This window comes from Thiohalocapsa sp., assembly GCF_022340605.1.
In the GTDB taxonomy this organism is placed as follows: domain Bacteria; phylum Pseudomonadota; class Gammaproteobacteria; order Chromatiales; family Chromatiaceae; genus Thiohalocapsa.
The window spans coordinates 31,008-54,372 of the sequence record NZ_JAJDNQ010000080.1 but is presented as its reverse complement, the minus strand read 5'-3'; the positions used below and the strand labels follow the sequence as shown (position 1 = coordinate 54,372).

Genomic DNA, 23,365 nt, shown 5'->3' with positions numbered 1-23,365 from the left:
GATCGGTATCGGCACCACCGCATCCGCGACCGCGCCCTTGCCCGATCTTGCCGCAGCACGCGCGAAGCACGAGCCAACACCCAACCCTGCAACGCAACCCGGAGCCACCATGCCGCAGACCCCAGCCACCGGCGCCACCCAGGCCCACTTCGTGTTCGACAGCGAGGAGCTGCACGGTCTCGCCGGCGAGTCGCAGCTCCGCCGCGCCTGGCGCCATGCGCAGGATAAGCGCGTGGTGCAGGTGCAGTTCGCCGACGGCGAGCTGCACGCCGAGGTGGAGGATGAGGACTCCGAAGAGCAGCTTGCGCTGAGCCTGGGCTACGACGCCGACGGCAACCTCTGGTCCGCCTGCGACTGCGCCAACCATGGCGATGGCGCCGACACCGACGGCGGCCTGTGCGTCCACGCCCTGGCCGCGCTCCTCGCCTTCGGCACCGCCGAGCCGCCCGACGCCAAGCTGGGCGACGCCGTCGCCGCCGCCATCGACGAGCGGGTCAAGCGCGGCCGCGCCGAGGTGCGCGTCGAGCCCGTCGGCGGTAATCACGACGATGCCCCCTGGTTCGGCACCTGGTTCGGCACCTGGCGGGCGCGCTCCATCGGCACCGGCGCGAGCCCGATCCAGACCACCTGGCAGGTGCAGATCCGCTCGCTGACCGAGCGCGCCAACCACTGCACCTGCCCGGACTTCGCCACCAATCAGCTCGGCACGTGCAAGCACATCGAGGCGGTGCTGCACCGCATCGGCAAGCGCAAGGACTACAAAGCGATCCGCAACCAGCCGGCGCCGCGGCCCTACGTCTACCTGGACTGGCAGCGCGACGACGCCCCGCGCATCCGGCTGCACCGGGCCGCCGAGATGGCCGCCCACCTGCTGCCGGTGCTGGAGGACTGGTTCGATGCCGACGGCGCCTTCCGCGGCCGGCTGCCGGATGAATTTCTCGCCTTCGCCGAGCAGCACGGCGGCGACGAGCTGCTGATCGGCGACGACGCCCTTGCCTACGCCCGGCGGCTCGCCGACGACGCCGCCCGCGAGCTGCGCGCCCGCGACATCGGCAGCCGCATCCATGACAGCGGCGGCCGCCTGCCCGAGATCCGCGCCCGGCTCTACCCGTACCAGGTGGACGGCGTCGCCTTTCTCGCCGGCCGCGGCCGCGCACTGCTGGCCGACGACATGGGCCTCGGCAAGACCCTCCAGGCCATCGCCGCCGCCTACTGGCTGCACCGCAACGACAACGTGGAGCGTGTGCTCATCGTCTGCCCCGCGTCGCTCAGGTTCCAGTGGGCGCGGGAGATCGAGCGCTTCACCGGCGCCAAGGCGCACCAGGTGCAGGGGCCGGCCGAGGCGCGCGCGGTGCAGTACCGCAAAGGCAGCGGCTTCTACGTCATCAACTACGAGCTGGTGCTGCGAGACTTGAGCGTCATCAACGAGACCCTGGCGCCGGACCTGCTGATCCTCGATGAGGCCCAACGCATCAAGAACTGGCGCACCAAGATCGCCACCGCCATCAAGCGCATCCCATCGCGCTACGCCTTCGTGCTCAGCGGCACGCCGCTGGAGAACCGCCTGGAGGACCTCTACAGCCTGATGCAGGTGGTGGACCCGCGGGTGCTGGGGCCGCTGTGGCGGTATCTGGTGGACTTCCACATCACCGACGAGCGCGGCAAGGTGCTCGGCTACCGCAACCTCTCCGAGCTGCGACGGCGCATGCAGCCCGTCATGCTGCGCCGCGACCGCGCCCTGGTGCGCGACCAGCTGCCGGACCGCATCGAGCAGCGCCGCGATGTGCCGCTGTCGCCGAAGCAGGCGGAGATTCACGACGAGGCCATCAACACCGCCGCGCGCCTGGCGCAGATCCTCAAGCGTCGGCCGCTGACGCCGTCCGAGCAGAACCGCATGATGGCCGCGCTCCAGCGCGCGCGCATGGCCTGCAACGCCGCCGGCCTGGTGGACAAGGAAACCAAGGGCTCGCCGAAGCTCGACGAGCTGGCCAGCATCCTGGAGGAAGGCTGTCAGCTCGCCGGACTCAAGGCCGTGGTCTTCTCGCAGTGGGCGCAGATGGGCGAGATGGTGGAAGAGCTCGTCCGGCGCATGGGTCTCGGCTGCGTGCGCCTGCACGGCGGCGTGCCCAGCGCGAGGCGCGGCGCGCTGATGGATCGCTTCCACGACGACGACGCCTGCCAGGTGTTCATCTCCACCGACGCCGGCGGCACCGGGCTCAACCTGCAATGCGCGTCGCTGCTGGTGAACCTGGACATCCCATGGAACCCGGCCGTACTGGACCAGCGCGTCGCCCGCGTGCACCGGCTCGGCCAGCGCAACAAGGTCCAGGTGGTCCACCTGGTGGCCGCCGACGCCTACGAGGACCACGTGCTGGGCCTGGTGCAAGGCAAGCGCGACCTGTTCGACAACGTCGTCGACACCGACGCCACCGAGGATGTCGTGGGCATGTCCAAGCGGCTGGCCGAGGTGCTGGCCGAGGACTTGGCAGGCGCCGCCGAGCCGACGCAATTGCCGCCCGCCGTCGCGGCCGAGGCCGCCGCCGAGCTGGCACCCACCGAGCCCGAGGCGGCGGGCATGCCGGCAGGCACCGAAGCCGCCACGGCGCCCGCCGACACGGCGGTCGCCGGCACCGGTCTCGGCGACGAGGTCCGCCGCTGCATCGAGGTCCTGCAGCACGAGCTCGGCCCCCGCATCGACCGCATCCTCGGCGCCCGGGGCGGCCTGCTGGTGGTGCTCGATCAAGTGGACGACGCCGACGACGCCCGCGCCGCGGTCATCTCCGAGCAAGTCCCCATCGCGCTCATCGACCGCCGCACGCTGCGCGGTCTACAGCGCCTGGGCGCCGCCTCCCCCGCCGCCGACGCCGAGGCGCTCTATCAGGCCCCAACCGAACCGCCGGCCGCGGCGCCATCGGAGCCCCCGCTGCTACGCCGTGCCCGCCAGAAGCTCGAGGCCGCCGAGGTGCTGCTGCGCCAGAACTGCCCCGCCCCCGCCGCCGAGCTGCTGCTCGGCGCCCTACTCAACGCCGCCGCGCTGTGCTGCGGGCAGGACCAGCCGCCCGAGCCCCACAAGGCCGCCGTCTGGCTCTACGCCGAGGCCCTGCCCGGCGGCCGTCTCCAGTCCGACGACGCGACACTGATCATGCGCGCCCAGAGCCTGGCACAGGCCAGCGACGACATCCCGCCCGAGCTACTCGCGGCGCTGGCGGCGGACGTGGCGACATTCGTGTCCGGAAGCGACATTGGCACTTGAAGCGCGCGTCAACCGCCGACACGCCGAAGCCATTGCAGGCACCGCGTCAGCGAAACTTGCCATGCCATTTGAAACCTGCGGCCAGCGCCCACGCGGCACCCTGATCTGGCGCCGCCCAAGCAGCCTCGGCCAGATTCTGAATATCGCTAAATAACTGCGCGACGAACAAGGCATGAACAAGCTCCAGGCGATTGAGCGAGCCTTCTCAGCCCTAATGATGGGTGAGTCATCAGATGCCGGGAAGATCATTATGGCCGGCTATCCCTTTTCGCCAATCGAGAGAAGCGCACGCAGATACACGCTTGCTCAAAGCATGGCGACCTTCCTGCGAGACGGCTTTATTGATAGATACTCAGGTGAAAGACTGCTCTATCCAGGCGCGCTACGCATTTTGAGTCTTGAATTGCCAAATGACTTTCCATACCATCCCCATTGGAAGACATCAGAAACACATATCGCCTACTGGCATTTCCACCCGACGGTAGATCATGTAATTCCGATTGCTCGCGGCGGCACAGACGCGAGACGCAATCTCGTGACAACTTCACAATTGAGAAACTCGACCAAGGCACATTGGACCCTTGAGGAGCTCGGATGGAAACTTCACCCACCAGGCCAACTCGATTCATGGCTTTGCTCACGTGCCTGACCGGGACCATGATCAAGGGCTGCGCTCAAATCACCTGCATTGTCCTCACGAGCCTGGCACTGCCCGCCGCCGCGATGGACTTCAGCGCCCAAGGCAACGATTCCAAGACGCTGACCGCGGTGTCGGCCACCGGGAACGTCGTCTGGGACGACGCCGAGCGCCTCGACCGCTATCTCTCCCGGGTCGGGCGCAGGCGCAACACCGCGGTCTATTTCGACAGCCCCGGCGGCAGTCTCGGCGGTGGTATTCGACTTGGAGAATACCTCAGGCGCAATCGCATCAAGGCCGTTGTGGAAGGCGGCGGGATGTGCGCCAGCGCCTGCGCATTGGCGTTCCTGGGCGGCACCGACCGCACCGGCGCGCGCTGGATGTCCAGCACGACCACCAGCCGGCTGGGTTTCCACGCCTTCAGGAACGGCGATGGCTCGCGCTTGGATGATACCGACCGCACGCAACAGATCGTCGGCGAGATGCTGGAATACGGCCACACCGTGAACGCACCCATGGAGATCTTCGTGCGCACCTTCCAGACGGCCTCCGACGACATGTATTGGTTCTCGACCGCGGAATGCTTGAGCCTGGGCATCAAGGTGTGGGATATGGAGCGGGGCTGCTTCGTTGGTTCCGCCAAGTGCGCCGGCGCATCCCCGGCGAGCGGCCCGGGCAGACCCGAGCCGCGGTCGGCCGCCCGCTTCGTCGAGCGCTACTATTCGCTGTTGAAGCACGTGCCCTATGCGCAGACCTGGGCCATGCTCTCGCCCGAGATGCGTCGCCGGGTTGGGTTCGACAGCTATGTGGGCTGGTGGGACGGAAAGGTGGACCGAGTCACCGCGTCGGAGATTCGCGCCTTGAGCGACGAGCGCGTGCAGGCTCGCTTATCCTATCGAATGAAGAGCGGCAAGCACGCTTGCAGCGTCGATACCTTCGAGCTGGGCCGCGCCGGGCGGTCCTGGCAGTTTCTCAGCCAGAGCTCGCGCGGCTGCCCTTGATTCCAGGGCCCTGCTCGCTCGGCCGCGATCCTGGCCAAGGATCAGCAGGGCGGTCGCATGCGCGGTTTCCGACGTTTTCTTGATCAGGCATCATTGCGCTCAGGGACATACAGCCAAACGGGAGATGATCGTGAGACCTCATGGAGCGTGATCCGGAGCGCCCGCGGCAGGCGATGATGTGGCCGTGACCACGGACCATTGCGCCGATGCCGCGAGCGCGCGCATCGCGGAGCTGGAGGCGCGCGTTGCGGAGCTCGAGCGCGAGCGTGATGAACTGCGGGCTCTGCACGAGAGCGCACGTCATGAACCTCTGCCGGTCCGGCCCGGGGCGGCCGAGCCGACCCGCGGCGAGGGCGAGGCCACGCTCGCGAACGCCGGCTGCCGTATCGGCGCCGGCGTCCGGGACATCGATCTGGTCACCGGCCGCTCCATCTGGTCGGACTCCTATTACGAGCTGTACGGCCTGCCCCGCAGCGTACAACCCTCTCAGGCGAGCCGGCTTGCGAGCATTCATCCGGACGACCGCGCCCGCGTCATGGCGGAGTACCGAGGGGCGCTGAAGACGCACGGCTTGCAGCACATCGAGTTCGGCAAGCGCGTGCGGGAAATGTTGCCCCAGCTCGCCGACACCATGGAGCCGGAGCTGCGCGAGGCCCTAGAGACGGGTCGCCCCCTCTACAACAAGGAGGCCGTCGGCGAGACGCCCTCCAGGCCCGGAGTCGAGCGCAGCTGGCTGCACCATTCGCTGCCGGTGCGCAACGCCGCTGGCCAGGTGACCGGCATCAGCATCGTCGTCGAAGAAACCACCAAGCGCCGGCAGGCCGAGCTGGCCTTGCGCGAGGCGGCCCGTCGCAAGGATGAGTTTCTCGCCACGTTGGCGCATGAGCTGCGCAACCCGCTCGCCCCCCCTGCGCAACGGCCTCGAACTGCTCGCGCAGGGCGGCCAGCAGCTTCCGTGGGCGGCGGATACCATCGCCAAGATGCAACGCCAGCTCGCGCAGTTGGTGCGCCTGGTGGATGATCTGCTCGATCTGAACCGCATCGACCACGGGCGTATCCTGCTTCGCCGCGAGCGCGTGGCCGTCGCGGACGTGCTCGAACAAGCCATCGAGACCACCCGATCGTTGATCGACAGCCGCGGCCACCGGCTCACATTGGACCTGCCCGCCGCGACACTGGCGCTCGACGCGGACCCGGTGCGGCTTGGCCAGGTCTTTGCCAATCTGCTGAGCAATGCGGCCAAGTACACCGAGCCGGGCGGGTCCATCGCGGTCCAGGTCACCCGTGCAGGCGGGGACTGTATCGTGCAAGTCAAAGACGATGGCGTCGGCATTCCGCAGGCGCTACTGCCCCGGGGCGACTGATTGGAGTCCACCGGTGGGCGGAACGACGACTCATCCTCCATCGCGGCTTCGCGCCAAGCGCCGATTGGGCTCTGCCCGTTGCGCAACGGTTATCGGCAAGGCTTCTCCCGCCATGGCCTAACGGCATTCGCGAAGGCTGGTCCGTGACGGCAGGCCGGCCTCGGTGACCGCGAGCCGCCCCGCACGTGGGTAGGTCAGGACGCCCCTTGCCGGTATGCGAGTCTCGAGGCTCGGATCGTCGGCCAGCACGCCCTCCCCGAGCCAGGCCCGTTCAGGTTCAGGCAGACGCTTGGCGACGATTGGCCAGAGGGGCACTGAGCGCCTGGGACGCGTGCGGCGTCGCTCCATGCGACTGCCGCCGGTACAGCAACAGGAAGCGATCGAGCATCGCATCGACCTGCTCGGGCACTTCCATGGCCAGGAAATGCCCGGAACCGGTGGCCTTCGCGGTGATCAGTTGCGGGCAGAGCCGCGCGAAGCGCTCAAGGTCAACCAACGGCCGGGACGCCTCGACGTAGAGCACCGGCACCCGGCATGCGCTGGCGCAGATCCGCGCCCGCGTCTGCTCCCACGCCATGACGCCGTCGCAGGCCGCGGCCAACACGTGCTGTGGCGTTGCCAGGAATCGTGCCTCCACCTGTGCGCGGCAGCGGTCGGTCGGCTGGCAGGCTTCGGCGATGATGCGCCGCCCCCAGTCCTGCCAGTCGGGACCGTGCAAGCCGTCGCAACAGGCAGTCAACCGCTCCGTTTCCTCTGGAGTGAGCAGCAGCGAGGAGTCGAGCAGCACGACCGCTGCCGCTAGCTCGGGCCGGCGCGCGGCGATCTCCAGCGCCGTATTGCCGCCGAGGCCCTGGCCGACGATGACGGGCCGGTGCAATTCGAGGGTGTCGCAGAGCCAGGCGATGTCGTCCGCGAAGACCTCGATCGGGTAGGTTTGGCGGGGCGCGTCGCTCGCGCCGTGACCGCGGAGCTCGACGATCAGCACGCGTTCGCGGTCGCAGTAATGGGCCAATTGCGCCGCGAAGTGACTGGCATCCCCGCCGAGTCCGTGCACGAAGACCAGATCGGGCGTGCCCGTGCCGGCCAGCTCGAATGACAGGTGAACGCCGTCTCGCACCAGTTTCATGGTGGCTCTCCGCATGTCGCCGAGGGGGTTTCTTTGACGCGCGAAGTCGAGCTTCGCGAGCCGTGATCAGAGGCCGTGGGGTAAGCCGGGGACGCGCTATGATCCCACTGGCTTCAGCTTCCGATCATGGCCGTGTATGGCCCCGGCGAGCAACGGATTTTGCGGCACACTGGCGGGAAGATAGAGTCACTTGGCGGCGGGGATGCCATTTCCACCGGCGCTAGAGCGATCGCGGCGAGGACGCCGCTCCCACGACGCTGGAGCGATCGCGGCGGGGACGCCGCTCCCACGTCGCTGGGGTGATCGCGGCGGGGACGCCGCTCCCACGGCGCTAGAGCGATCGCGGCGAGGACGCCGCTCCCACGGGCGCCCTCGTGGAGAGATGGTTGCCAGTGCGCTTGCGCCTGATTCCCGCCACCACTGGCTGCAGGCGCTTCGGGATCGGGATCGATTGCGATCCCGAGCTCGCGCCGGCCGCTAGTGCCCCGTTTCAGCCAATTTCGCACGGCGCCAACCCGGGTGGGGGCCCGAGCCGAGGAATCTGGTCGAAGTCTCTGCTCGTGGTCGTGGTCGTAGTTGTGGTCGTGGTCGTGGTCGTGGTCGTGGTCGTGGTCGTGATCGGGTACTCGACAACGACAACGACAACGACAGCGAAGTTACGAGAAACGCTGCACGAGTGATCAGTGGCACTTCAGCGCAGTTGTGCGAGTGCACTCATGCGGAAGTATCGAGGCCACGCTCAAGGCCGCCCGTGGTGCTGATCCGTGTCGACCTGGAGGCCGACACGCCGGCCGACACGCCGGCCGACACTATGGCCGCGGGTCGCGATGGCCGGAGTGTCGCCCTCCAGGGCGACACTCGCTCGCGCCGGACAGCGAACGGTATCGACAATTCCAAGGCCGTGCACTAGTTGCTCTCCGCCACGGATGACCGCGCGGGTGCTTGACCACCCTCCTGCCGAGTGCGCAGGAATTCCTCGGCCGGGAAGCCCTTTTCGGCGAACTCCGCGATCCATGCCTGCACCTTGGCCTCTTCCGGGCACGGATCACGGCTCAGGACCCAGCCGCGCTTGCGCGTGGGTTGGCCCACCAGCGCGTAGTCGTAGTCGGCGCCGACACCGATGATCCAGTAGTCGTCCCAGAGGACGTGCACGCCGTAGAGGGTGCGGAAGCTGATCTCCAACCGCGCGTTGCTGCCCCGGTCCACCACTCGCGCGACGCCCTTGGCAGTGCCGGTACCGCCATCTTGGTGGGTGCAGCGGTTGGTGACATAGACCATGCCGTCGTCACCCAGGACATAGTCGGCGTGCGCGTCCTTGACGCAGCGGCGCTGGGTGAAATAGGGCAGGCGGGCGATCTCGTACCACCGCCCCATGTAGCGGCGCAGGTCCACGAAGGCCGCGGTGGCGGGCGCCATCAGGTGTACCTTGGGCTTGCGCAGCCGGGTGCTGACGATGACCTGCGCCTCGCCCTCATCGTCGGCGGCGCGCTTGTCCGCGGGAGCAGAATAGATCTCCTCGGCCCAGTCGTCACGCCCGCCGGCACCGGTGCGCCGGCGCCGGCGAGTGCCGGGCTTGGCGCCGGCGGTGCGCCGGCCACGCGATGGCGATTGCTCCGGCCCTTGGCCGAATCCGTCGTCTTTCATTGGCTTGATCGGTCTCGTTGGCGCCAGCGGGCAAGACGGGGACGCGAGCAGACCGCGCGCGGCCGCTGCGGGTATCCGCTGTCCGCAGGCGCGGAACACGGGGCCGCGCGGGTGTGGATGCACGGCCGGAGAAACCGTCCATTCTACGGTGCACGGGTGGTCCGCAGCCATGCCCGCGGCAGGGTCTTGGTCCGTCGGGGGCCGCATGGCGGACCGCCCATGCACGGTTGGGCTATACTGAGCGGCTAATTTCGTGGCTCCTGCCGCGCCGCGAGCGCCGCCCCGGAAGCGCACGGCAACCGGCACGGCAACCGGGCCGCACACGCGAGTCCCCCGTCAGCACGCGCCCCACCGAGGCGTTGTCCACATGCGCCCAGAGACCGACGACCTTCGCATTCGCGAAATCAAGCAGGTGATCCCGCCGAAGGACCTGCACCGCGAGTTCCCCATTACCGACACTGCCGCGGAGACGGTGTTCCACGCCCGCAGCGAGATCCAGCGCATCCTGCACGGTGACGACGACCGCCTGCTGGTGGTGGTGGGTCCTTGCTCGGTGCACGACCCTGCGGCGGCGTTGGACTACGCGCGCCGCCTGGTGGAGGTGCGCGAGCGCCTCGCCGAGCACCTGATGATCGTGATGCGGGTCTACTTCGAGAAGCCGCGCACCACCGTGGGCTGGAAGGGGCTCATCAACGACCCGAACCTCGACGGGAGCTTCGAGATCAACAAGGGCCTGGGGCTCGCACGCAAGCTGCTGCTGGACCTGAACGAAATGGGCGTGCCCGCCGGCACCGAGTTCCTGGACCTCATCAGCCCCCAGTACATCGCCGACCTGGTGAGCTGGGGCGCGGTCGGCGCCCGCACCACGGAAAGCCAGGGCCATCGCGAGCTGGCCTCCGGCCTGTCCTGCCCAGTGGGCTTCAAGAACGCCACCGACGGCAGCGTCAAGGTGGCCATCGACGCCATTCACGCCGCGGCGCGGCCGCATGTGTTCATGTCGCTCACCAAGGATGGCCAGTCGGCCATCTTCAGCACCCGCGGCAACCTCGACACCCACATCATCCTGCGCGGCGGCAGCCGGCCCAACTACGACACCGAGAGCGTGAACATCGCGGCCGAGGCCATCGAGCAGGCGGAGCTGAGGCCGAAGATCATGATCGACTTCAGCCACGCCAACAGCCGCAAACGGCACGAAAAGCAGATCTGGGTCTGCGAGGACGTGGCCGGACAGATTGCCCGCGGCGACCGCCGTATCATCGGCGCGATGATCGAGAGCCACCTGGTGGCCGGCCGGCAGGAGCTCACCGAGGGGGTCGCGCTGCGCTACGGCCAGAGCGTCACCGACGCCTGCATCGGCTGGGACGACACCGTGCCGATGCTCCAGGAACTGGCCGAGGCCGCGGCCCAGCGGCGCGAGGCGAAGCGCCCGCGCTAAAGGCGCAGGATTCGCCACTCCGTCACAACGCGGGAGGCCTCCCGATGTCAAACTCGAATCAGATAAGACAACGAGCGGGCAGCTTAGCCCGTCGGCATTGGGCGCACCTATGTGGAAGCTATCAGGCTGGGTGGACGGCCGGGAGTCGTTCGCCAGCGTCTCGGAAATGGTGAAAGACCGCAAGTGGCGGGCGACTGGGCACATCGCCGGCCGCGAGTCCTATGCGGAGATCAGCCGCATCACCCAAAAGCAGTGGCAGCTCACCGGCAGCGTCGGGGGGTTCGATTCGCACGCCACCATCACCCGTACCGGCAAGGGCGAGTGGCGCATCTGGGGCCGGTTCTGCGGCCATGAGTCCATCCTCGGACTCACTACCATCTGCGACGGACAGTACCAGCTCACCGACCAGGCGGGCACCGGGCGCACCAACATGACGGTTCGCCGGCAGTAACGCCGATCGATGCCGATCGATGCCGATCGATTGTGTGGGCGCCGCGTTCAGCCGCCGGTGCGCAGCCGGTCGATGTACGACTGCAACGGGTCGATCACCGGCTTCAGCTTGCGCCGCATCAAACTGCCGAGGGTGGTCGGATCGCTCAGCACCGGCCGGATCATGCCGTAGCCGGCGGCGGACAGGATGCGCATGGCGAGGATGTCGTCCCGCGCCCCCGGATAGGCCGCCAATACCTCGCGCACCGCCGCGTGGGTCTGGCCCTCGGTGACGAAGCGCTCTGCCTCCGCCTGCACCGCCGCCAGCGCCAGCTTGGGGTCTCCGTCCGGGCGCAGCGCCGCGCAGTAGTCCCGCAGGCAATCGAAGGCAGCCGTGACGACATCCTGGTTCGGCGGCTTGTCCAGCACCCCGCCAACCGTCTTGAGATAGCGCTGGCCCTGGCCCGAAGCGACCCGCAGCAGTTGCCGCGCCACCGGGTTGCCGGCGGCGCGGAGCGGCTCCAGCGCCGCGGCGAGTGCCTCGGCATCGGCGCGCGCCGGTAGGGGCTCCGGCAGCGCGTCCGGCAGGGCCTGTAGGAAGCCCACCAGATAGGCCTGCTTGCGGCTGGACTTGGCCCAGAGGTCCGCCACCGTAGCCGGCTCCAGCAGGCCCGGCTTCAGGATCACCCGCACCGAGTCGGTCTGGCTGTCGGTCTCGGTCTCGAAGGGCAGGTAGTCCAGCACGTAAGCGGCGAGCTCGGCGCCTAGGCTGCAGGCGACGATGTTCGGATTCTCGAGCATGCGCCGGGCGTTGTCGGCGTCCTCCATGGCCCACCAGGCGCGCCGCGCCAGTTCCTCCGTGAGACCCGGTGAGCCCACTGCGGCCACCACCGCCTCCGGCTCGCCGAGCATCAGGAGCTGTTCCAGGCTCTCGTCTCGCATCTGCCCCATGCGGGTCCAGCGCTTGAGATAGATCGGATAGCCGCCGGGGGAGCCCAGGATGTGGCCGGAAATCAGCTCCTTCACCGCCCGCAGGTATTGCTCCGGGCGGCCGGCGGGCTTCAGCTCCACCTTCGCTTCGCCCTTGTCCGACAGCCCATAGACGATGAGCTTGGACTCATCGATGCGAATCGCCTTCGGCTTGTTGGCGAGCAGCACGTTGAGTCGGAAAGTGTCTTCGCTGGCCAGTTCCATGACGAATGAGGGGCTAGGGGCTAGTGCAGCGTTTCTCCCAATCTTGCTTTCGTTGTCGTTGTCGTTGTCGTTGTCGAGCATCCGACCACGACCACGACCACGACCACGACCACGAGCAGAGACTTCGACCAGGTTCCTCGGCTCCGGCCCCACCCGGGTTGGCGCCCTGCAAAATTGGCTGAAACGGGGTACTACCAGCTAACCCCAAGACCCTTATTGAGATGGGGGCTTGTAGTGCAGATCTTTCGGATTCAGAAAGATGAAGTGCATCTTGCCGGGCTCCACCTCGGCATAATCCATGGTGGCCTGGTCCAGGAGGGGGACGTCCTCCGGCGCCATCACGAGGTCGACTCCCTCGCTCTGGAAACGGATATCGTCCTCCTGAACGGCGTCTTCGAAGCCCATACGGTATTCGATGGCGCCGTCTGGCTTCTGCGCGGCGGCCAGGCGCAGGGACAAGCCTTCCGCATTGCCCTCCTTCGCCGCCTTCAGAACTTGCTCGGCCGCAGCCGGGGTCAGTTTGAACATGTCTCACTTCCCAATGCTGTCTGCTCCGCCGGCGAGGGCCGCGCCGGCATGGGTGTCAGAAAATCATAGCGTGCCTGCGGGTGGTGCGTCGCCCCCAGGTCCGCCCGCGGCGACGGGCAGCGACTTCAGGCCAGTGCGCGGACGTGGGCGAGGAAGCGCTCGGTCCAGGCAACACCGCCCACGTCGCGCAGGTGCGCGTAGTTGGCGAGCAGGTTGTGCTGCACGATGCCGTCGTGCCGCCCGTCGATGCCCTGGCCGCGCAGCACCTCGTACGCGTAGACCCAGTCCGGGTCCGGTTTCACCACCGCGGAGTGGTGGAACTCATGCGCCCGGATTTCCTGCCCCGCCGCCTGATCGCCCCGACGTGGCCAGGGGAACGCCTCGGTCTCCGCCAGCCGCACGTAGCCGCGCCCCTGGGGACGGTCGTGCATCGCCACCTCCGCGTGCAGCACACCGCACATGTGGCTCGCGTGTCCATGCCAGTGCAAGCGCTCCGCGAGGTACATGAGCCCGCCGCACTCGGCGTAGACGGGGCCGCCGGCGCGAATGAAGTCGGCCACGGCCGCACGCATGCCGGTATTCGCTTCCAACTCCCGCATGCGCATCTCCGGGAAGCCGCCGCCGATGAAGAGCGCGTCCACGTCTGGCAAATCGGTGTCCGCCACTGGGCTGAAGGGGATGAGTTCGGCACCGCCTCGGGCCAGGGCGGCGAGATCGTCGGGATAGTAGAAGCCGAACGCGTCATCGCGGGCGATACCGATGCGCACCGGGGCGCCGCCACCGTCCGGGTGGAACGCGCGGAGGGACGGCTGGATGGATGGGGAGGGCGCCGTTGCGGCGATGCGCTCCACCGCCTCCAGGTCCACGTGCGCCGCCACCAGGTTGGTGATGCGCTCGACAGTCGCCTCGGCGCCATCGGCCTCGTTGCTTGGCATCAGCCCCAGGTGGCGCTCCTCGATGCCAAACCCGGCCAGGCGCGGCACGCAGCCGAGCACAGGCAGGTCCGTATAGTGCTCGACGACGCGGCGCAGATTGGTCGCATGGCGCTCGCCGCCGACCTTGTTGAGGATGACGCCGGCAATGTGCAGCGCCGGATCGAAGGCAAGGTAACCGAGCAGCAGCGGCGCGATGCCGCGCGTCATGCCCTGAGTGTCCACCACCAGCACGACGGGCGCGCCGAGCAGCTTGGCCATCTCGGCATTGCTCTGCGCGCCCAGCACGTCGACACTGTCGAAGAGCCCGACGTTGCCCTCGATGAAGCCCAGGTCCGCGTCCCGCAGCGCGCGGGCGAAATCGGCCTGGATCTCTCCCGCCGGCGTCGTGTGATAGTCCAGGTTGAGACAGGCACGGCCTGCCGCCTGGGTGAGCCACAGCGGGTCGATGTAATCCGGCCCCTTCTTGAACGGCTGCACCCGGTGGCCGCGCCGCCGCAGCGCGCGAGTGAGCCCGATGCTGAGCGTCGTCTTGCCGGACGACTTGCGGGCTGCGGAAAGATAGATGTGTGGCATGTCACGCGCCGAGTGCGCTCAGCCGGTGCGCGTGCGGGTGCGGCAGGCGCCACCCGTGACATGGCTCAGCGCCCGCTGCTGCGGGCGCCGCGGCCACGGCTCCGGGCGAGCGGATGCGATCGCGGCTCAGACCGCCGCCTCCGCCAGACCGTCCATATCCTTGTCGGACAGCGACTCCGGCAGAAACTGCAGCACCCGGATGCCCACCGACACGATCAGCATCGCCACGGCAACGCCGCCAACACCCAGCAGCAACTCGGGAAGGCTCGGCGTGTAGGGCGCCACGGCGCCGCCGACGTCGCCCGGCGCGCCGAACTCCAGCACGGTCTTGCCCGGGAATATCTCCAGCGGGAAGGCCTGGCTGCCGATGATGACCACGTACATCGCCGACAAGCCACCGACGATGACCAACGCGCAAGCGGCCAGGATCCAGTTCGGGTCCTTGCTGAGACGCGGGTGATAGATGATGCCCAGCGGCGCCACGCTCCCCACCAGCACCCAGCCGATCCAGAACAGGAAAGTGTAGATGCCGCCATGCAGCAGCAGGAAGCTCTCGAAATCCGCGTCCTTCGCGCCATACAGGTTGGTGAGGTGGTAGATGAGCGTGAAATACAGGATCGAGGAGACGAAGAGTCCGAGCAGGTCCTTCAGCCGCTTCAGGATCTTCGGGCCGATGGGCCGGCCGTCCCACTGGAAGCTGGTCATGAGGATTAGCATATACGCGGCGAGCCCGTAGGCGAACGACATCACCACGAACATGGGCGCCAGCACGGCAGTGTCATAGGCGGTGCGTCCCACCAGGAAGCCGAAGATGGAGCCGGTACCGGTGGTGAGCGCCAGCCGCCACAGGAAGGCGAAGATGCCCACCGGGCGCTGGAACCTGTTGCCCTTCAGCTCGGCCATGGTCCACAGGTAGCCGACGGTGATAGCGAGGAAGCCGGTGTAGAGGAAGATGTTCCACGCGAAGATGGACGAGAAGTTGTAGGTGGTCATGGCCACGACGAGCCGGTCCGGCCGGCCGAGGTCCAGCACCAGCACCAAGAGCCCCCCCACCAACATGCCCGAGGCGAGCAGGCCCGAGAGCCGGCCCAAGGGCTTGTAGGCCGGTTTGTTGAACACGGTGCCGATGGAGGCGACGTTGAGCGCCCCCGACGCGGCGACGATCAAGAACACGGCAAACACGTGGGGCAGGCCCCAGACCACGGAGTTGGTCATGCCGGTGACCCAATGGCCCTCGTGCTCCATGTACAGCGCGGAGGCGCCACCGACGGCGATGACGCCGGCGAGCACGGCGAGCAACCCCCAGTAACGCTCGGGTTGGATCAGCCATTCGCGGTAGACGATTCTCTTGCCCATCGGTCGGTCTCGATAATTGGGCCGCGACGGCGCTCTGCCGCCATGGCGCGGGCCGCACCGCGGCGCGGCCCGGGTGGACTTGGTGGGGTTGCTTGGCGCAGCTGCTGGGTAGGTCCGCTCGTTCCGGCTTCAGCCCTGCTAGAGACCGGCGTAACGCACGCCAGTGTTCAGCTCCAGATTCTCGCGAATCTGCCGGTTCGGCTGGGCACCCAGGGCCTGCCGCAACGGGCCCGAGGGATCGTTCAGGTCGCCGAACAGGATGGCGTGGTGACCCTCGGCCGCGCAGGCGTCGGCACAGGCGGGGGAAGGGTTGCCGTCGTCGATCCGGTGGACGCACAGATTGCAGCTCTCGACACAGCCCAGGCCACGGGGTGCGCGCGTCAGCTTCTGCACCACCTGTTCATGGATGAAAGAGCGCGCCTTGTACGGGCAGGCCATGATGCAGTAGCGGCAGCCGATGCAGATGTGCCGGTCCACCATGACGATGCCATCCGCACGCTTGAACGACGCGCCCGTGGGGCAGACGTTGACGCAGGGCGGATGCTCACAGTGCTGGCACATGAGCGGCAGATTGGTCACGACACCGCTGGCGTTGTCCTGCACCTTCACCTTGCGGATCCAAGCCGAGCGCTGGTTTTGCCACTTGGCCTCGTCGTCGCCGAGGGGCTCGGCCTGCAGATTCAGGCCGTTCTCCTCATCGCAGGCATCGACGCAGGCGGTGCAGCCGTCCACGCACTTTGCGGTATCGATGAGCATGCCCCAGCGATGGCGGTCGCTGACGGGCTCGGTGCGCGGTGCGGCCGCGGCATCGCTGGAGACGCCACTGGACAGGGCGGCAACGACGACGCCCGCGCCACCCGCAGTGCCTGCGACGGCGCCCGCCGCGACACCCATGAAGCGGCGACGCTCCTGGTTCACTTGGTCGACTTCTCTGCTCATTGGTCTCTGCTCTCCGGCGCGGCGCCGGGCGCGGCCGGGGCGGCTGCGCCCACCTGCGGGTGCACGCCCGGGAGCAGCGCTTCACGGTCCCCGGCCGTCACCTGGTTCCAGGACTCACCCTTGGGCACGGTGGCGTGGCAGTCGAAACAGTTCACGGTCACCGCCGCATAGCTATGGCAAGCGTTGCAGAACTGGTGCTTGGCATTGACGGCGACGGGCTTGTGCTGCGCGTCGTAGCCGACGTGGCATTTAACGCAGCCGGCAAGGCTGTGCTTGGTGGAACGGATGCCCCCATACACGGTTGTATCGCGCTGGTGACGGATCAGCTCATAGTGATACCGGCGCATATACTCCGTGGGCTCGACGCAGTGGTCGAGCTTGGCCGCGCGTGAGCTGTCGACGACGAAGTCGCCGACACCGGTGGCCTGCGCCGCCGCGGCCAGACCCAGGCAGAGCAGACCCAGCAGCACGAGTGGCGCGATGGCGACCGGTGCGCGGAGCTTGGGGTGAAAATGTGTCATCGGGTTGCTCCGGCCCCGGTTGCCCAGGGCCGCTACTGCTTCGGGCTTATTCGCCCAAGCCCATCTTGATGTAGCCGGTCGGGCAGACATCGGCGCAGATGTGACAGCCAATGCACCGGGCGTAGTCGGTGGCCACGTACCGGCCCGTGGTCTTCTCGTCCTTGGCGACACGATAAACGGCGTCCTGCGGGCAGAAAATGACGCAGTTGTCACACTCGAAGCACATGCCGCAGCTCATGCAGCGCTTGGCTTCGGCGACAGCCTCCTCGTCGGTGTAGCCAATGACGCGCTCCTTGAAGTGGCCCAGCACCTCCTCGGCGCTCGGCACCTCTTCCTTGCGCAGGTTGCGCGCCTCGTACTTGAAGTGGGCGAGGAAAAGCTCGTCGTGCGGGATGATCTCGGCGCCGGAGCGGTCCTCGTAGTTGTGGATCGCGTAATTGCCGCTGGAGGTGCCACGCAGGTCGCCGCGCTCGGCCACGTTGAACGCTTCCGGTGCCAGGTGCGCCTCGGTCATCTTCTCCAGCAGGTTGAAGTGATGCACGTCGACCTTCGGGCGGCGCTTGTGCTCGGCCTGCTTCAGATACTCGTCGATGGACTCCGCGGCGATCCACGCCTGGCCGATGGCCGTGGTGAGCAGGTGCGGGCGGATGATGTCGCCGGCGACGAAGTGGCCGGGCTTGTCCGGCACCTGGTAGAACTTGTCGGAGTTCATCAGGCCACGGCCGTTGTCGAAGTCATCCAGGCCGGTGAGGTCGCCGCCTTGGCCGATGGCGGAGACGATCAGGTCGGCATCGAGCACGCGCTCGGTGCCCGCCACCGGGGTCGGTCGGCCGTCCTCCATCTTGCAGTCGGCGACCTTGAGGCCCGTCGCACGGCCGTTCTCGCTTTTGAGGACCTCCACCGGCATGACGCCGTCGAGGACGGTGACGCCCTCGTGCAGGGCGTCGTGCACCTCGTGCTCGGCAGCGGTCATCTGCGCGCGCGGGAACAACGAGGTCAGGGTGACTTCGGCCCCTTCGGCGGCAGCGGTAGCGGCGGCGTCGTGCGCCACGTAGCCGTCGTGGATGACGGTCTCGGGCAGGTCGCTCTTGCCGGTCTTGGTGATGTGGCCCAGACGCCGCGCTACGGAGACCACGTCGATGGAGGTGTCACCACCACCCACGCAGACCACCTTGTCGGCGGTGACCTTCATGCGGCCCTCGTTGAACGCCTTCAGGAAGGCGACGCCGGAGACGCAGTTGGGGGTGTCCTGCCAACCGGGCACCGGCAGGCCGCGGCCGGACTGACAGCCGATGGCCCAGAGCACGGCGTCGTAGTCCTTCTCCAGTTGCTCGACGGTGACATCGACGCCGACGCGGCTGTTCAGCTTGACCTCGATGTCGCCCATGTCGAGGATGCGGTTGATCTCGGCGTCGAGCTTGTCGCGCGGCACACGATAGCCCGGGATGCCAAAGCGGAACATGCCGCCCAAACCGTCATTCGCCTCGAAGATGGTGGACGCGTGGCCCTTGCGGCGCAGCTGGTAGGCTGCGGCCAAGCCGGCCGGGCCGCCGCCGATGATGGCCACGCGCTTGCCGCTGGTCGGCGGCGGGGTCTCGAACTTGTAGCCATTGGCGATGGCAGTGTCGCCGATGAACTGCTCGACGGCGTTGATGCCGACGAAGTCTTCCAGCTCGTTGCGGTTGCAGCCGTCCTGGCAGGGTGCCGGGCACACGCGCCCCATCATCGCCGGGAAGGGATTCGCGTCCGTGGAGCGGCGGAACGCGTACTCCTGCCAGGTCAGGCCCTCCGGCGGCTGCTCCAGCCCGCGCACGATCTGCAGCCAGCCGCGGATGTCCTCACCGGACGGGCAACTGCCCTGGCAAGGCGGCGTCTTGTGCACGTAGGTCGGGCACTTGTGGGACGTATCCTGGACGAAGATCTTCTCCGTCAGACTGTCCCAGACGTTGTCGCCGTCCTCGAACCGGCGCCAGGAAAGCTTGTTCATTTCATCGCTGGAAGTTGCCATGGATAACGCTCCTTACGCTGCAAGCTGTCGCGCTCGCTTAATCGATGAGATCTGGTCGACATGGCGTCGGCCGGGACCTGATGACTGGACGACTCTCTGCATGTGCGGCGCCCCAGCTCGGAGGGGTGGGGCAGCGGCCGTCAGGCGGCCTCATCGGCGGCCTCCTCCTCGTCTTCGTCGGTGACCTGCCCGGTGAGAATCAGGGCGTTGGACACCAGCTGGTGCACGCTGACGATCTGATCCATGTCCATGCCGTAGTAGGGCAGCACCTTGGTGAACTGGCTCTTGCAGATGGCGCAGATGGCGGCCATGTGCGTCACGCCCTTCTCGTGCATGACGTTGTTCAGCGCCTCCACCCGCGGCTGCGCGCCCTTGACCCGCACTTCCATCAGGTCGTCGGTAAGCAAGCCGCCACCACCGCCGCAGCAGAAGGTGCGGTCACGGATGGTGTCCTCGTCCATGTCGTAGAAGTGGTTGCAGGTGGCGCGGATGATCGCGCGCGGGATCTCGAACTGCCCGCCGGGGCGATCGCCCATCCGCGAGGCGCGGGCGACGTTGCACGAGTCGTGATACGTCAGCACCATGTCATCGTTCTGGCTCTTGTCGAGCCGGAGCTTGCCCTGCTGGATCAGATCCCAGGTGAACTCGCAGATGTGCTGCGGAATCGGGTAGCGTGGGTCCAGGAAGTCCCAGGGGCCGGCCAGGGTGTTGAGGAAGCTGTAGGCGACGCGCCAGGCGTGGCCGCACTCGCCGAACACGATGCGCTTGACGCCGAGCTTGATGGCCGCCTCGCGGATGCGCAGCGCCACCCGGCGCATGTTCTCGTAGGAGCCGATGAACATGCCGAAGTTGGCGGCCTCGGACGCGTAGCTGCTGAGCGTCCAGGAGACGCCCGCCTCGTGGAAGACTTTGCCGTAGCCGATCAGGCCGTCCACGTGCGGCTCGGCAAAAAAGTCTGCCGATGGCGTCACCAGCAGGATTTCGACGCCCTCCTCGTCCAGGGGATAGCGCACCTCCACACCGGTTTCGTCGTAGACGTCCTCCGCCAGCCCCTCGAGCGTGTCCTCGAGCGCCGGCCCCGGCAATCCCAAGTTGTTGCCGATCTTGTAGACCTTGCCGATGATCTCGTTGCAGTACTTCTGCCCGATACCGATGTGATCCATGACCTCACGGGCGGCCATGGAGATCTCGGCGGTGTCGATGCCGTAGGGGCAGAACACCGAGCAGCGACGGCACTGCGAGCACTGGTGGAAGTAGCTGTACCAGTCGTTCAGTACCTCCTCGGTGAAGTCCTCGGCACCGACGAGCTTCGGGAAGAACCTGCCGGCCAGCGTGAAGTAGCGCCGATAGACCTTGCGCATCAGGTCCTGGCGGCCGACGGGCATGTTCTTCGGGTCATGCGTGCCGAGGTAGTAGTGGCACTTGTCGGTGCAGGACCCGCACTTGACGCAGGCGTCCAGGTACACCCGCAGCGAGCGGTAGCGCCCCAGCAGGTCGCCCATCTTCGCGATGGCCTTCTCCTGCCAGTTGTCCACCAGCTCCCCCGGGAAGCCGAGCTCGGCCTGGAACTCCGCCTTGGCCTTGAACGGCGACGAGTGGGCCATAACCCCCGGCTCGATCTCGGGGATTTCGGGGTACTGCTTCAGGACTGGAACTTCGAAGTCGGCCTTGGCCATGGGTCTAAAGTCTCCGAAATCTGAGTCGTGCGCCGCGGCGCTCCGCTTTTGCGTCAGGCTCGGGGAGCGGCGATCAGGCGCCGCCGGACGAGCCGGTACCGCTTGCCGCAGCTTACTGCTGCTGCTCCAGCCGCCGCGCCCAAGGCGCCAGGTGCCGGCGCTCGCGCGGGTTATCCACCTGGTTGCGCGTCGGGCTGAAGAAGAGCCCGGGCATGTGCAACAGCTTGCTGTACGGGAAGATGATCATCAGCGAGGCCACCAGCAGCAGGTGCACCAGCAGCAACGGGTCGGCCGGCAGGGTCGAGACGTGGCCGACGTAGAGCCCCTGGAAGAACTCCTTCACGCGGATGACGTCGGTGTGCGCGATGAACTTCATCGACAGCCCGGACAGACCGATGCTGATCAGAAGGGCGAGAATCAGGTGATCCGACAGCGAGGTGATGTAACGCACGCGGTCCACCAGGAAGCGGCGCGCCCACAGTCCGGCAAGCCCCACCACCATGGCCATGCCGCCATAGATGCCGAAGGGCTGGATAAACTTGATCGGCGCCCACACCGGGTCGATAAAGTAACGCAGGTGGCGCAGCGTGACCATGAACAGACCGAAGTGGAACATCCAGCCGAAGATCCAGATCCACTTGTTGCCGCGGAACAGACTCTCGAAGAAGACCACCTCGCGGGTGATCCGGAATGCCACGCCAGCGCGTGTCGTCGGCGCCGGTGTCGTGGGAATCTTGAGCGGAGCGGGCGTGCGGGCGTACTGCACGACCTTGGCCGCCAGTCCGAGCACCAGCATGAACGCCGCGAAATAGAACAGATAGGCGTAGATGGTGGAGATGAAGGACATGACGACACTGCCTCGGTGATGAAGTCGTATTGGTGGTCCGGCGCAGCCCGGAATTCACGGCCCCAGAGCACCGGCGCCGCGCGTGCGCACCGGTTTTACGCTCAGTGGCCGGCGCGAGAGACTCGGCGGCCGGCGTAGCCGTTCGCCGGCGTCGAATGCTGACGCGGACGGACGGCGCTGCAATTCGTCGCCGCTGCCGGCGCTGCCCCGGAAGGCCCCGAGAGAGCGGCCGACAGCGGCCGAGTTCGCCGACTCAGACGCAGCCGGTCGGCTTCGGCAGACCGGCGTAACGGCACGCCTGCTTGGCCGGACCGTAGGGGAACAGACCGTACAGGTACTTGCTGTTGCCCTTGTCCTTGCCGAACTTCTTGCCGACGGCCTTGGTGAGTACGCGCACCGCGGGGGCGATCTGGTACTCCTCATAGTACTCGCGCAGGTAGTTGATGATGTCCCAGTGCTCGTCGGTGAGCTCCAGGTCGTCTTCCTTGGACATCACCTCGGCAACGCCAGGCTCCCAGTCATTGATGTTGGCGAGGTAGCCTTCTTCGTCGGTCTCGAGGGACTTACCGTTGACTTCGATGGGCATGGTGGATGCTCCTGTGTAGGTTGATGGAATTACAGCCAGGCCTGGACCTTGTCGTTCTCCGCGGCCAAATCCACGAAGCCCGCGTAGTCCACGACGCTGATGCCTTCGATGACGCGGTCCTCGGACAGCCCCCGCGCCTTGAGATCGGGCCCCAGCACGAACAGCTTGACCGAATCGAGCGCCTGTTTCACGCGGGTCTCGACGGCCGTACCCTTGGTTGCGCCGTAGACGCCGTCCTCCAGCAACAGCACGCTGGCACCAGCGCCGGCGTGGGACAGGCAGACGTCCAGAGAGGTCTTTTCGAAGGGCGATTTGTTGACGGTGTGAAGGGTGCTCATGGTGATCCTCGCTCGCCAGTCTCCCGGCTAGTAGTGCGTCAGAAGCTGAAGACGACGTCGGCGTCTTCCATGAGAGCCGTCATCTCTTCGCGCGAGACCAGCTTGATGGAATCCTTCTCGGCCCAGTCGTCGTCCTCGTCTTCCCAGACCAGGTGCTGGAGATCGTCGAGGGTCAGCCCACGCTCGTCGAGGGATTCCTTCTCGATGAAGATCTTCTTCACCTCGTAGTCGCCCAGCGCGGCGTAGGTCGGCGAGAAGTTCTTCATGCCGATGCCGGTGGTGTCCTGGTCCTTGGTGAGCTGGTACACGCCGTCTTCCACGAAGGCGAGGCTCACGTCCTGGTCGAACGCCGCACCGATGAGGACCACCTCCAGCGACTCCCAGGCGTAGATGGTCCCGTAGGGCGCCTTGCGGTTGAGATAGAGAAATTTCTTGATGGTTTCCGACATGTTCGTCTCCCCCGCCGAATCAGTCGCCGAAGACGACCAGGCGATCCGATTGAATGGCCGCCTCGACCAGCTGGCCGAGGCCGGAGATACGGAAGCGCGGGTGGATGTTGGTCGCATCCTTGCCGTTGCGCTGCATCTCACCTTCGTCGACGACACCGCGGCGCTGAGCCGCGGCGACGCAGACCACCATGTCGAGATCGTGCTGCTCGGCCAGCTCGGCCCAGCGGTTGACGATGTTGCGATCGTCCTGGGGTGGGGTGGTCAGGCGGGACGAATTGTTGACGCCATCGTGATAGAAAAACACGCGAAAGACTTCATGCCCCTTCTCCAGCGCCGCCTTGGTGAAGAAGTAGGCCGAATCGGACGCCTGGTGCTGATACGGTCCCTCGTTGACTTGGATTGCGAATTTCATATCGACCTCGGATTGGGCGACCTCTTGAGTGGCGGGCAGCGGCCGGCCGGGTCTGGAGCCGGCCGGTCCGCCGCTGGCTTCTGCCCGCGATGGGGCTGTGTACCCACAGCGGGG

Annotated in this window: 23 protein-coding genes; 7 read left to right on the top strand and 16 right to left on the bottom strand. The window is 67.0% G+C overall.

Annotated features, from left to right (window positions below):
• The first annotated feature begins 109 nt into the window (after window positions 1-109).
• On the top strand, window positions 110-3,253 hold the full coding sequence (locus LJE69_RS10985) for a DEAD/DEAH box helicase (RefSeq protein WP_296924845.1): 3,144 nt from the start codon (window positions 110-112) through the stop codon (window positions 3,251-3,253).
• Window positions 3,254-3,299: 46 nt separating this feature from the next.
• Here LJE69_RS10985 and LJE69_RS10980 read toward each other — a convergent pair whose 3' ends face one another.
• Entirely contained in the window at window positions 3,300-3,422 is a 123-nt protein-coding gene (locus LJE69_RS10980; protein ID WP_296924843.1) for a hypothetical protein, read from the bottom strand.
• Window positions 3,423-3,425: 3 nt separating this feature from the next.
• Between LJE69_RS10980 and LJE69_RS10975 the strand changes: the two genes are divergently transcribed.
• The 4 genes from LJE69_RS10975 to LJE69_RS10960 all read left to right on the top strand — a co-directional run bounded on the left by LJE69_RS10975 (window position 3,426) and on the right by LJE69_RS10960 (window position 6,255).
• Window positions 3,426-3,902 (top strand): HNH endonuclease, encoded by a 477-nt coding sequence (locus LJE69_RS10975; protein WP_296924841.1) that lies wholly within the window; start codon window positions 3,426-3,428, stop codon window positions 3,900-3,902.
• 8 nt (window positions 3,903-3,910) lie between these two features.
• Entirely contained in the window at window positions 3,911-4,891 is a 981-nt protein-coding gene (locus LJE69_RS10970; RefSeq protein WP_296924838.1) for a hypothetical protein, read from the top strand.
• 184 nt (window positions 4,892-5,075) lie between these two features.
• Window positions 5,076-5,912: a PAS domain-containing protein gene (locus LJE69_RS10965; RefSeq protein WP_296924836.1), complete on the top strand. Its 837-nt coding sequence runs from the start codon at window positions 5,076-5,078 to the stop codon at window positions 5,910-5,912.
• Complete coding sequence (locus LJE69_RS10960; RefSeq protein ID WP_296924833.1) at window positions 5,872-6,255, top strand: ATP-binding protein; 384 nt, start codon at window positions 5,872-5,874, stop codon at window positions 6,253-6,255. The genes LJE69_RS10965 and LJE69_RS10960 overlap by 41 nt, the downstream gene beginning before the upstream one ends.
• A 277-nt stretch (window positions 6,256-6,532) precedes the next feature.
• Here LJE69_RS10960 and LJE69_RS10955 read toward each other — a convergent pair whose 3' ends face one another.
• Both LJE69_RS10955 and LJE69_RS10950 read right to left on the bottom strand, forming a co-directional pair.
• Window positions 6,533-7,381 carry an alpha/beta hydrolase gene (locus tag LJE69_RS10955; protein ID WP_296924830.1) on the bottom strand — a complete coding sequence of 283 codons (849 nt, stop codon included), beginning with the start codon at window positions 7,379-7,381 and terminating at the stop codon, window positions 6,533-6,535.
• Window positions 7,382-8,287: 906 nt separating this feature from the next.
• Entirely contained in the window at window positions 8,288-9,025 is a 738-nt protein-coding gene (locus tag LJE69_RS10950; RefSeq protein WP_296924827.1) for a lipocalin family protein, read from the bottom strand.
• 367 nt (window positions 9,026-9,392) lie between these two features.
• On the opposite strand from LJE69_RS10950, the gene aroG reads away from it, so the two are divergent.
• Window positions 9,393-10,460, top strand: coding sequence for a 3-deoxy-7-phosphoheptulonate synthase AroG (gene aroG, locus LJE69_RS10945; protein WP_296924824.1), 1,068 nt, complete (start codon window positions 9,393-9,395; stop codon window positions 10,458-10,460).
• A 109-nt stretch (window positions 10,461-10,569) separates the two neighbouring features.
• On the top strand, window positions 10,570-10,911 hold the full coding sequence (locus LJE69_RS10940) for a hypothetical protein (protein WP_296924821.1): 342 nt from the start codon (window positions 10,570-10,572) through the stop codon (window positions 10,909-10,911).
• Between the two features lie 47 nt (window positions 10,912-10,958).
• On the opposite strand, the gene LJE69_RS10935 is transcribed toward LJE69_RS10940, so the two are convergent.
• The 13 genes from LJE69_RS10935 to tusD all read right to left on the bottom strand — a co-directional run bounded on the left by LJE69_RS10935 (window position 10,959) and on the right by tusD (window position 23,251).
• Window positions 10,959-12,083, bottom strand: coding sequence for a sulfur reduction protein DsrS (locus tag LJE69_RS10935; protein WP_296924818.1), 1,125 nt, complete (start codon window positions 12,081-12,083; stop codon window positions 10,959-10,961).
• Window positions 12,084-12,296: 213 nt separating this feature from the next.
• The gene (locus tag LJE69_RS10930) at window positions 12,297-12,611 is read right to left on the bottom strand and encodes an iron-sulfur cluster assembly accessory protein (protein WP_296924816.1); all 315 of its coding nucleotides are present in this window, start codon (window positions 12,609-12,611) and stop codon (window positions 12,297-12,299) included.
• 125 nt (window positions 12,612-12,736) lie between these two features.
• Complete coding sequence (locus LJE69_RS10925) at window positions 12,737-14,119, bottom strand: cobyrinate a,c-diamide synthase (protein ID WP_296924814.1); 1,383 nt, start codon at window positions 14,117-14,119, stop codon at window positions 12,737-12,739.
• A 126-nt stretch (window positions 14,120-14,245) separates the two neighbouring features.
• A complete protein-coding gene (gene nrfD, locus LJE69_RS10920) occupies window positions 14,246-15,475 on the bottom strand; it encodes an NrfD/PsrC family molybdoenzyme membrane anchor subunit (RefSeq protein ID WP_296924812.1) in 1,230 nt (409 codons plus the stop codon).
• A gap of 138 nt (window positions 15,476-15,613) precedes the next feature.
• On the bottom strand, window positions 15,614-16,414 hold the full coding sequence (gene dsrO / locus LJE69_RS10915; RefSeq protein ID WP_296924810.1) for a sulfate reduction electron transfer complex DsrMKJOP subunit DsrO: 801 nt from the start codon (window positions 16,412-16,414) through the stop codon (window positions 15,614-15,616).
• The gene (locus LJE69_RS10910; RefSeq protein ID WP_296924809.1) at window positions 16,411-16,935 is read right to left on the bottom strand and encodes a sulfur reduction protein DsrJ; all 525 of its coding nucleotides are present in this window, start codon (window positions 16,933-16,935) and stop codon (window positions 16,411-16,413) included. The genes dsrO and LJE69_RS10910 overlap by 4 nt, the downstream gene beginning before the upstream one ends.
• Before the next feature lie 46 nt (window positions 16,936-16,981).
• On the bottom strand, window positions 16,982-18,943 hold the full coding sequence (locus LJE69_RS10905; RefSeq protein ID WP_296924806.1) for an NAD(P)-binding protein: 1,962 nt from the start codon (window positions 18,941-18,943) through the stop codon (window positions 16,982-16,984).
• Between the two features lie 140 nt (window positions 18,944-19,083).
• Window positions 19,084-20,619 (bottom strand): sulfate reduction electron transfer complex DsrMKJOP subunit DsrK, encoded by a 1,536-nt coding sequence (gene dsrK / locus LJE69_RS10900; protein ID WP_296924803.1) that lies wholly within the window; start codon window positions 20,617-20,619, stop codon window positions 19,084-19,086.
• 112 nt (window positions 20,620-20,731) lie between these two features.
• Window positions 20,732-21,466, bottom strand: a complete 735-nt coding sequence (locus tag LJE69_RS10895; RefSeq protein WP_296924801.1) for a respiratory nitrate reductase subunit gamma — start codon at window positions 21,464-21,466, stop codon at window positions 20,732-20,734.
• A gap of 253 nt (window positions 21,467-21,719) precedes the next feature.
• Window positions 21,720-22,052, bottom strand: coding sequence for a TusE/DsrC/DsvC family sulfur relay protein (locus LJE69_RS10890; protein ID WP_296924798.1), 333 nt, complete (start codon window positions 22,050-22,052; stop codon window positions 21,720-21,722).
• A gap of 29 nt (window positions 22,053-22,081) precedes the next feature.
• Window positions 22,082-22,390, bottom strand: a complete 309-nt coding sequence (gene tusB, locus LJE69_RS10885) for a sulfurtransferase complex subunit TusB (protein ID WP_296924796.1) — start codon at window positions 22,388-22,390, stop codon at window positions 22,082-22,084.
• Window positions 22,391-22,428: 38 nt separating this feature from the next.
• Window positions 22,429-22,839 carry a sulfurtransferase complex subunit TusC gene (gene tusC, locus LJE69_RS10880; RefSeq protein ID WP_296924793.1) on the bottom strand — a complete coding sequence of 137 codons (411 nt, stop codon included), beginning with the start codon at window positions 22,837-22,839 and terminating at the stop codon, window positions 22,429-22,431.
• 19 nt (window positions 22,840-22,858) lie between these two features.
• The gene (gene tusD / locus LJE69_RS10875) at window positions 22,859-23,251 is read right to left on the bottom strand and encodes a sulfurtransferase complex subunit TusD (protein ID WP_296924789.1); all 393 of its coding nucleotides are present in this window, start codon (window positions 23,249-23,251) and stop codon (window positions 22,859-22,861) included.
• Window positions 23,252-23,365 lie beyond the last annotated feature (114 nt).

Coding starts and splice junctions, on each gene's coding strand:
- aroG (WP_296924824.1), top strand. CDS start 9,393: ATGCGCCCAGAGACCGACGACCTTCGCATTCGCGAAATCAAGCAGGTG.
- LJE69_RS10935 (WP_296924818.1), bottom strand. CDS start 12,083: ATGGAACTGGCCAGCGAAGACACTTTCCGACTCAACGTGCTGCTCGCC.
- LJE69_RS10975 (WP_296924841.1), top strand. CDS start 3,426: ATGAACAAGCTCCAGGCGATTGAGCGAGCCTTCTCAGCCCTAATGATG.
- LJE69_RS10890 (WP_296924798.1), bottom strand. CDS start 22,052: ATGCCCATCGAAGTCAACGGTAAGTCCCTCGAGACCGACGAAGAAGGC.
- LJE69_RS10985 (WP_296924845.1), top strand. CDS start 110: ATGCCGCAGACCCCAGCCACCGGCGCCACCCAGGCCCACTTCGTGTTC.
- dsrO (WP_296924810.1), bottom strand. CDS start 16,414: ATGAGCAGAGAAGTCGACCAAGTGAACCAGGAGCGTCGCCGCTTCATG.
- LJE69_RS10905 (WP_296924806.1), bottom strand. CDS start 18,943: ATGGCAACTTCCAGCGATGAAATGAACAAGCTTTCCTGGCGCCGGTTC.
- LJE69_RS10955 (WP_296924830.1), bottom strand. CDS start 7,381: ATGAAACTGGTGCGAGACGGCGTTCACCTGTCATTCGAGCTGGCCGGC.
- LJE69_RS10930 (WP_296924816.1), bottom strand. CDS start 12,611: ATGTTCAAACTGACCCCGGCTGCGGCCGAGCAAGTTCTGAAGGCGGCG.
- LJE69_RS10925 (WP_296924814.1), bottom strand. CDS start 14,119: ATGCCACACATCTATCTTTCCGCAGCCCGCAAGTCGTCCGGCAAGACG.
- dsrK (WP_296924803.1), bottom strand. CDS start 20,619: ATGGCCAAGGCCGACTTCGAAGTTCCAGTCCTGAAGCAGTACCCCGAA.
- tusD (WP_296924789.1), bottom strand. CDS start 23,251: ATGAAATTCGCAATCCAAGTCAACGAGGGACCGTATCAGCACCAGGCG.
- nrfD (WP_296924812.1), bottom strand. CDS start 15,475: ATGGGCAAGAGAATCGTCTACCGCGAATGGCTGATCCAACCCGAGCGT.
- tusB (WP_296924796.1), bottom strand. CDS start 22,390: ATGAGCACCCTTCACACCGTCAACAAATCGCCCTTCGAAAAGACCTCT.
- tusC (WP_296924793.1), bottom strand. CDS start 22,839: ATGTCGGAAACCATCAAGAAATTTCTCTATCTCAACCGCAAGGCGCCC.
- LJE69_RS10960 (WP_296924833.1), top strand. CDS start 5,872: ATGCAACGCCAGCTCGCGCAGTTGGTGCGCCTGGTGGATGATCTGCTC.
- LJE69_RS10940 (WP_296924821.1), top strand. CDS start 10,570: ATGTGGAAGCTATCAGGCTGGGTGGACGGCCGGGAGTCGTTCGCCAGC.
- LJE69_RS10895 (WP_296924801.1), bottom strand. CDS start 21,466: ATGTCCTTCATCTCCACCATCTACGCCTATCTGTTCTATTTCGCGGCG.
- LJE69_RS10950 (WP_296924827.1), bottom strand. CDS start 9,025: ATGAAAGACGACGGATTCGGCCAAGGGCCGGAGCAATCGCCATCGCGT.
- LJE69_RS10970 (WP_296924838.1), top strand. CDS start 3,911: ATGATCAAGGGCTGCGCTCAAATCACCTGCATTGTCCTCACGAGCCTG.
- LJE69_RS10910 (WP_296924809.1), bottom strand. CDS start 16,935: ATGACACATTTTCACCCCAAGCTCCGCGCACCGGTCGCCATCGCGCCA.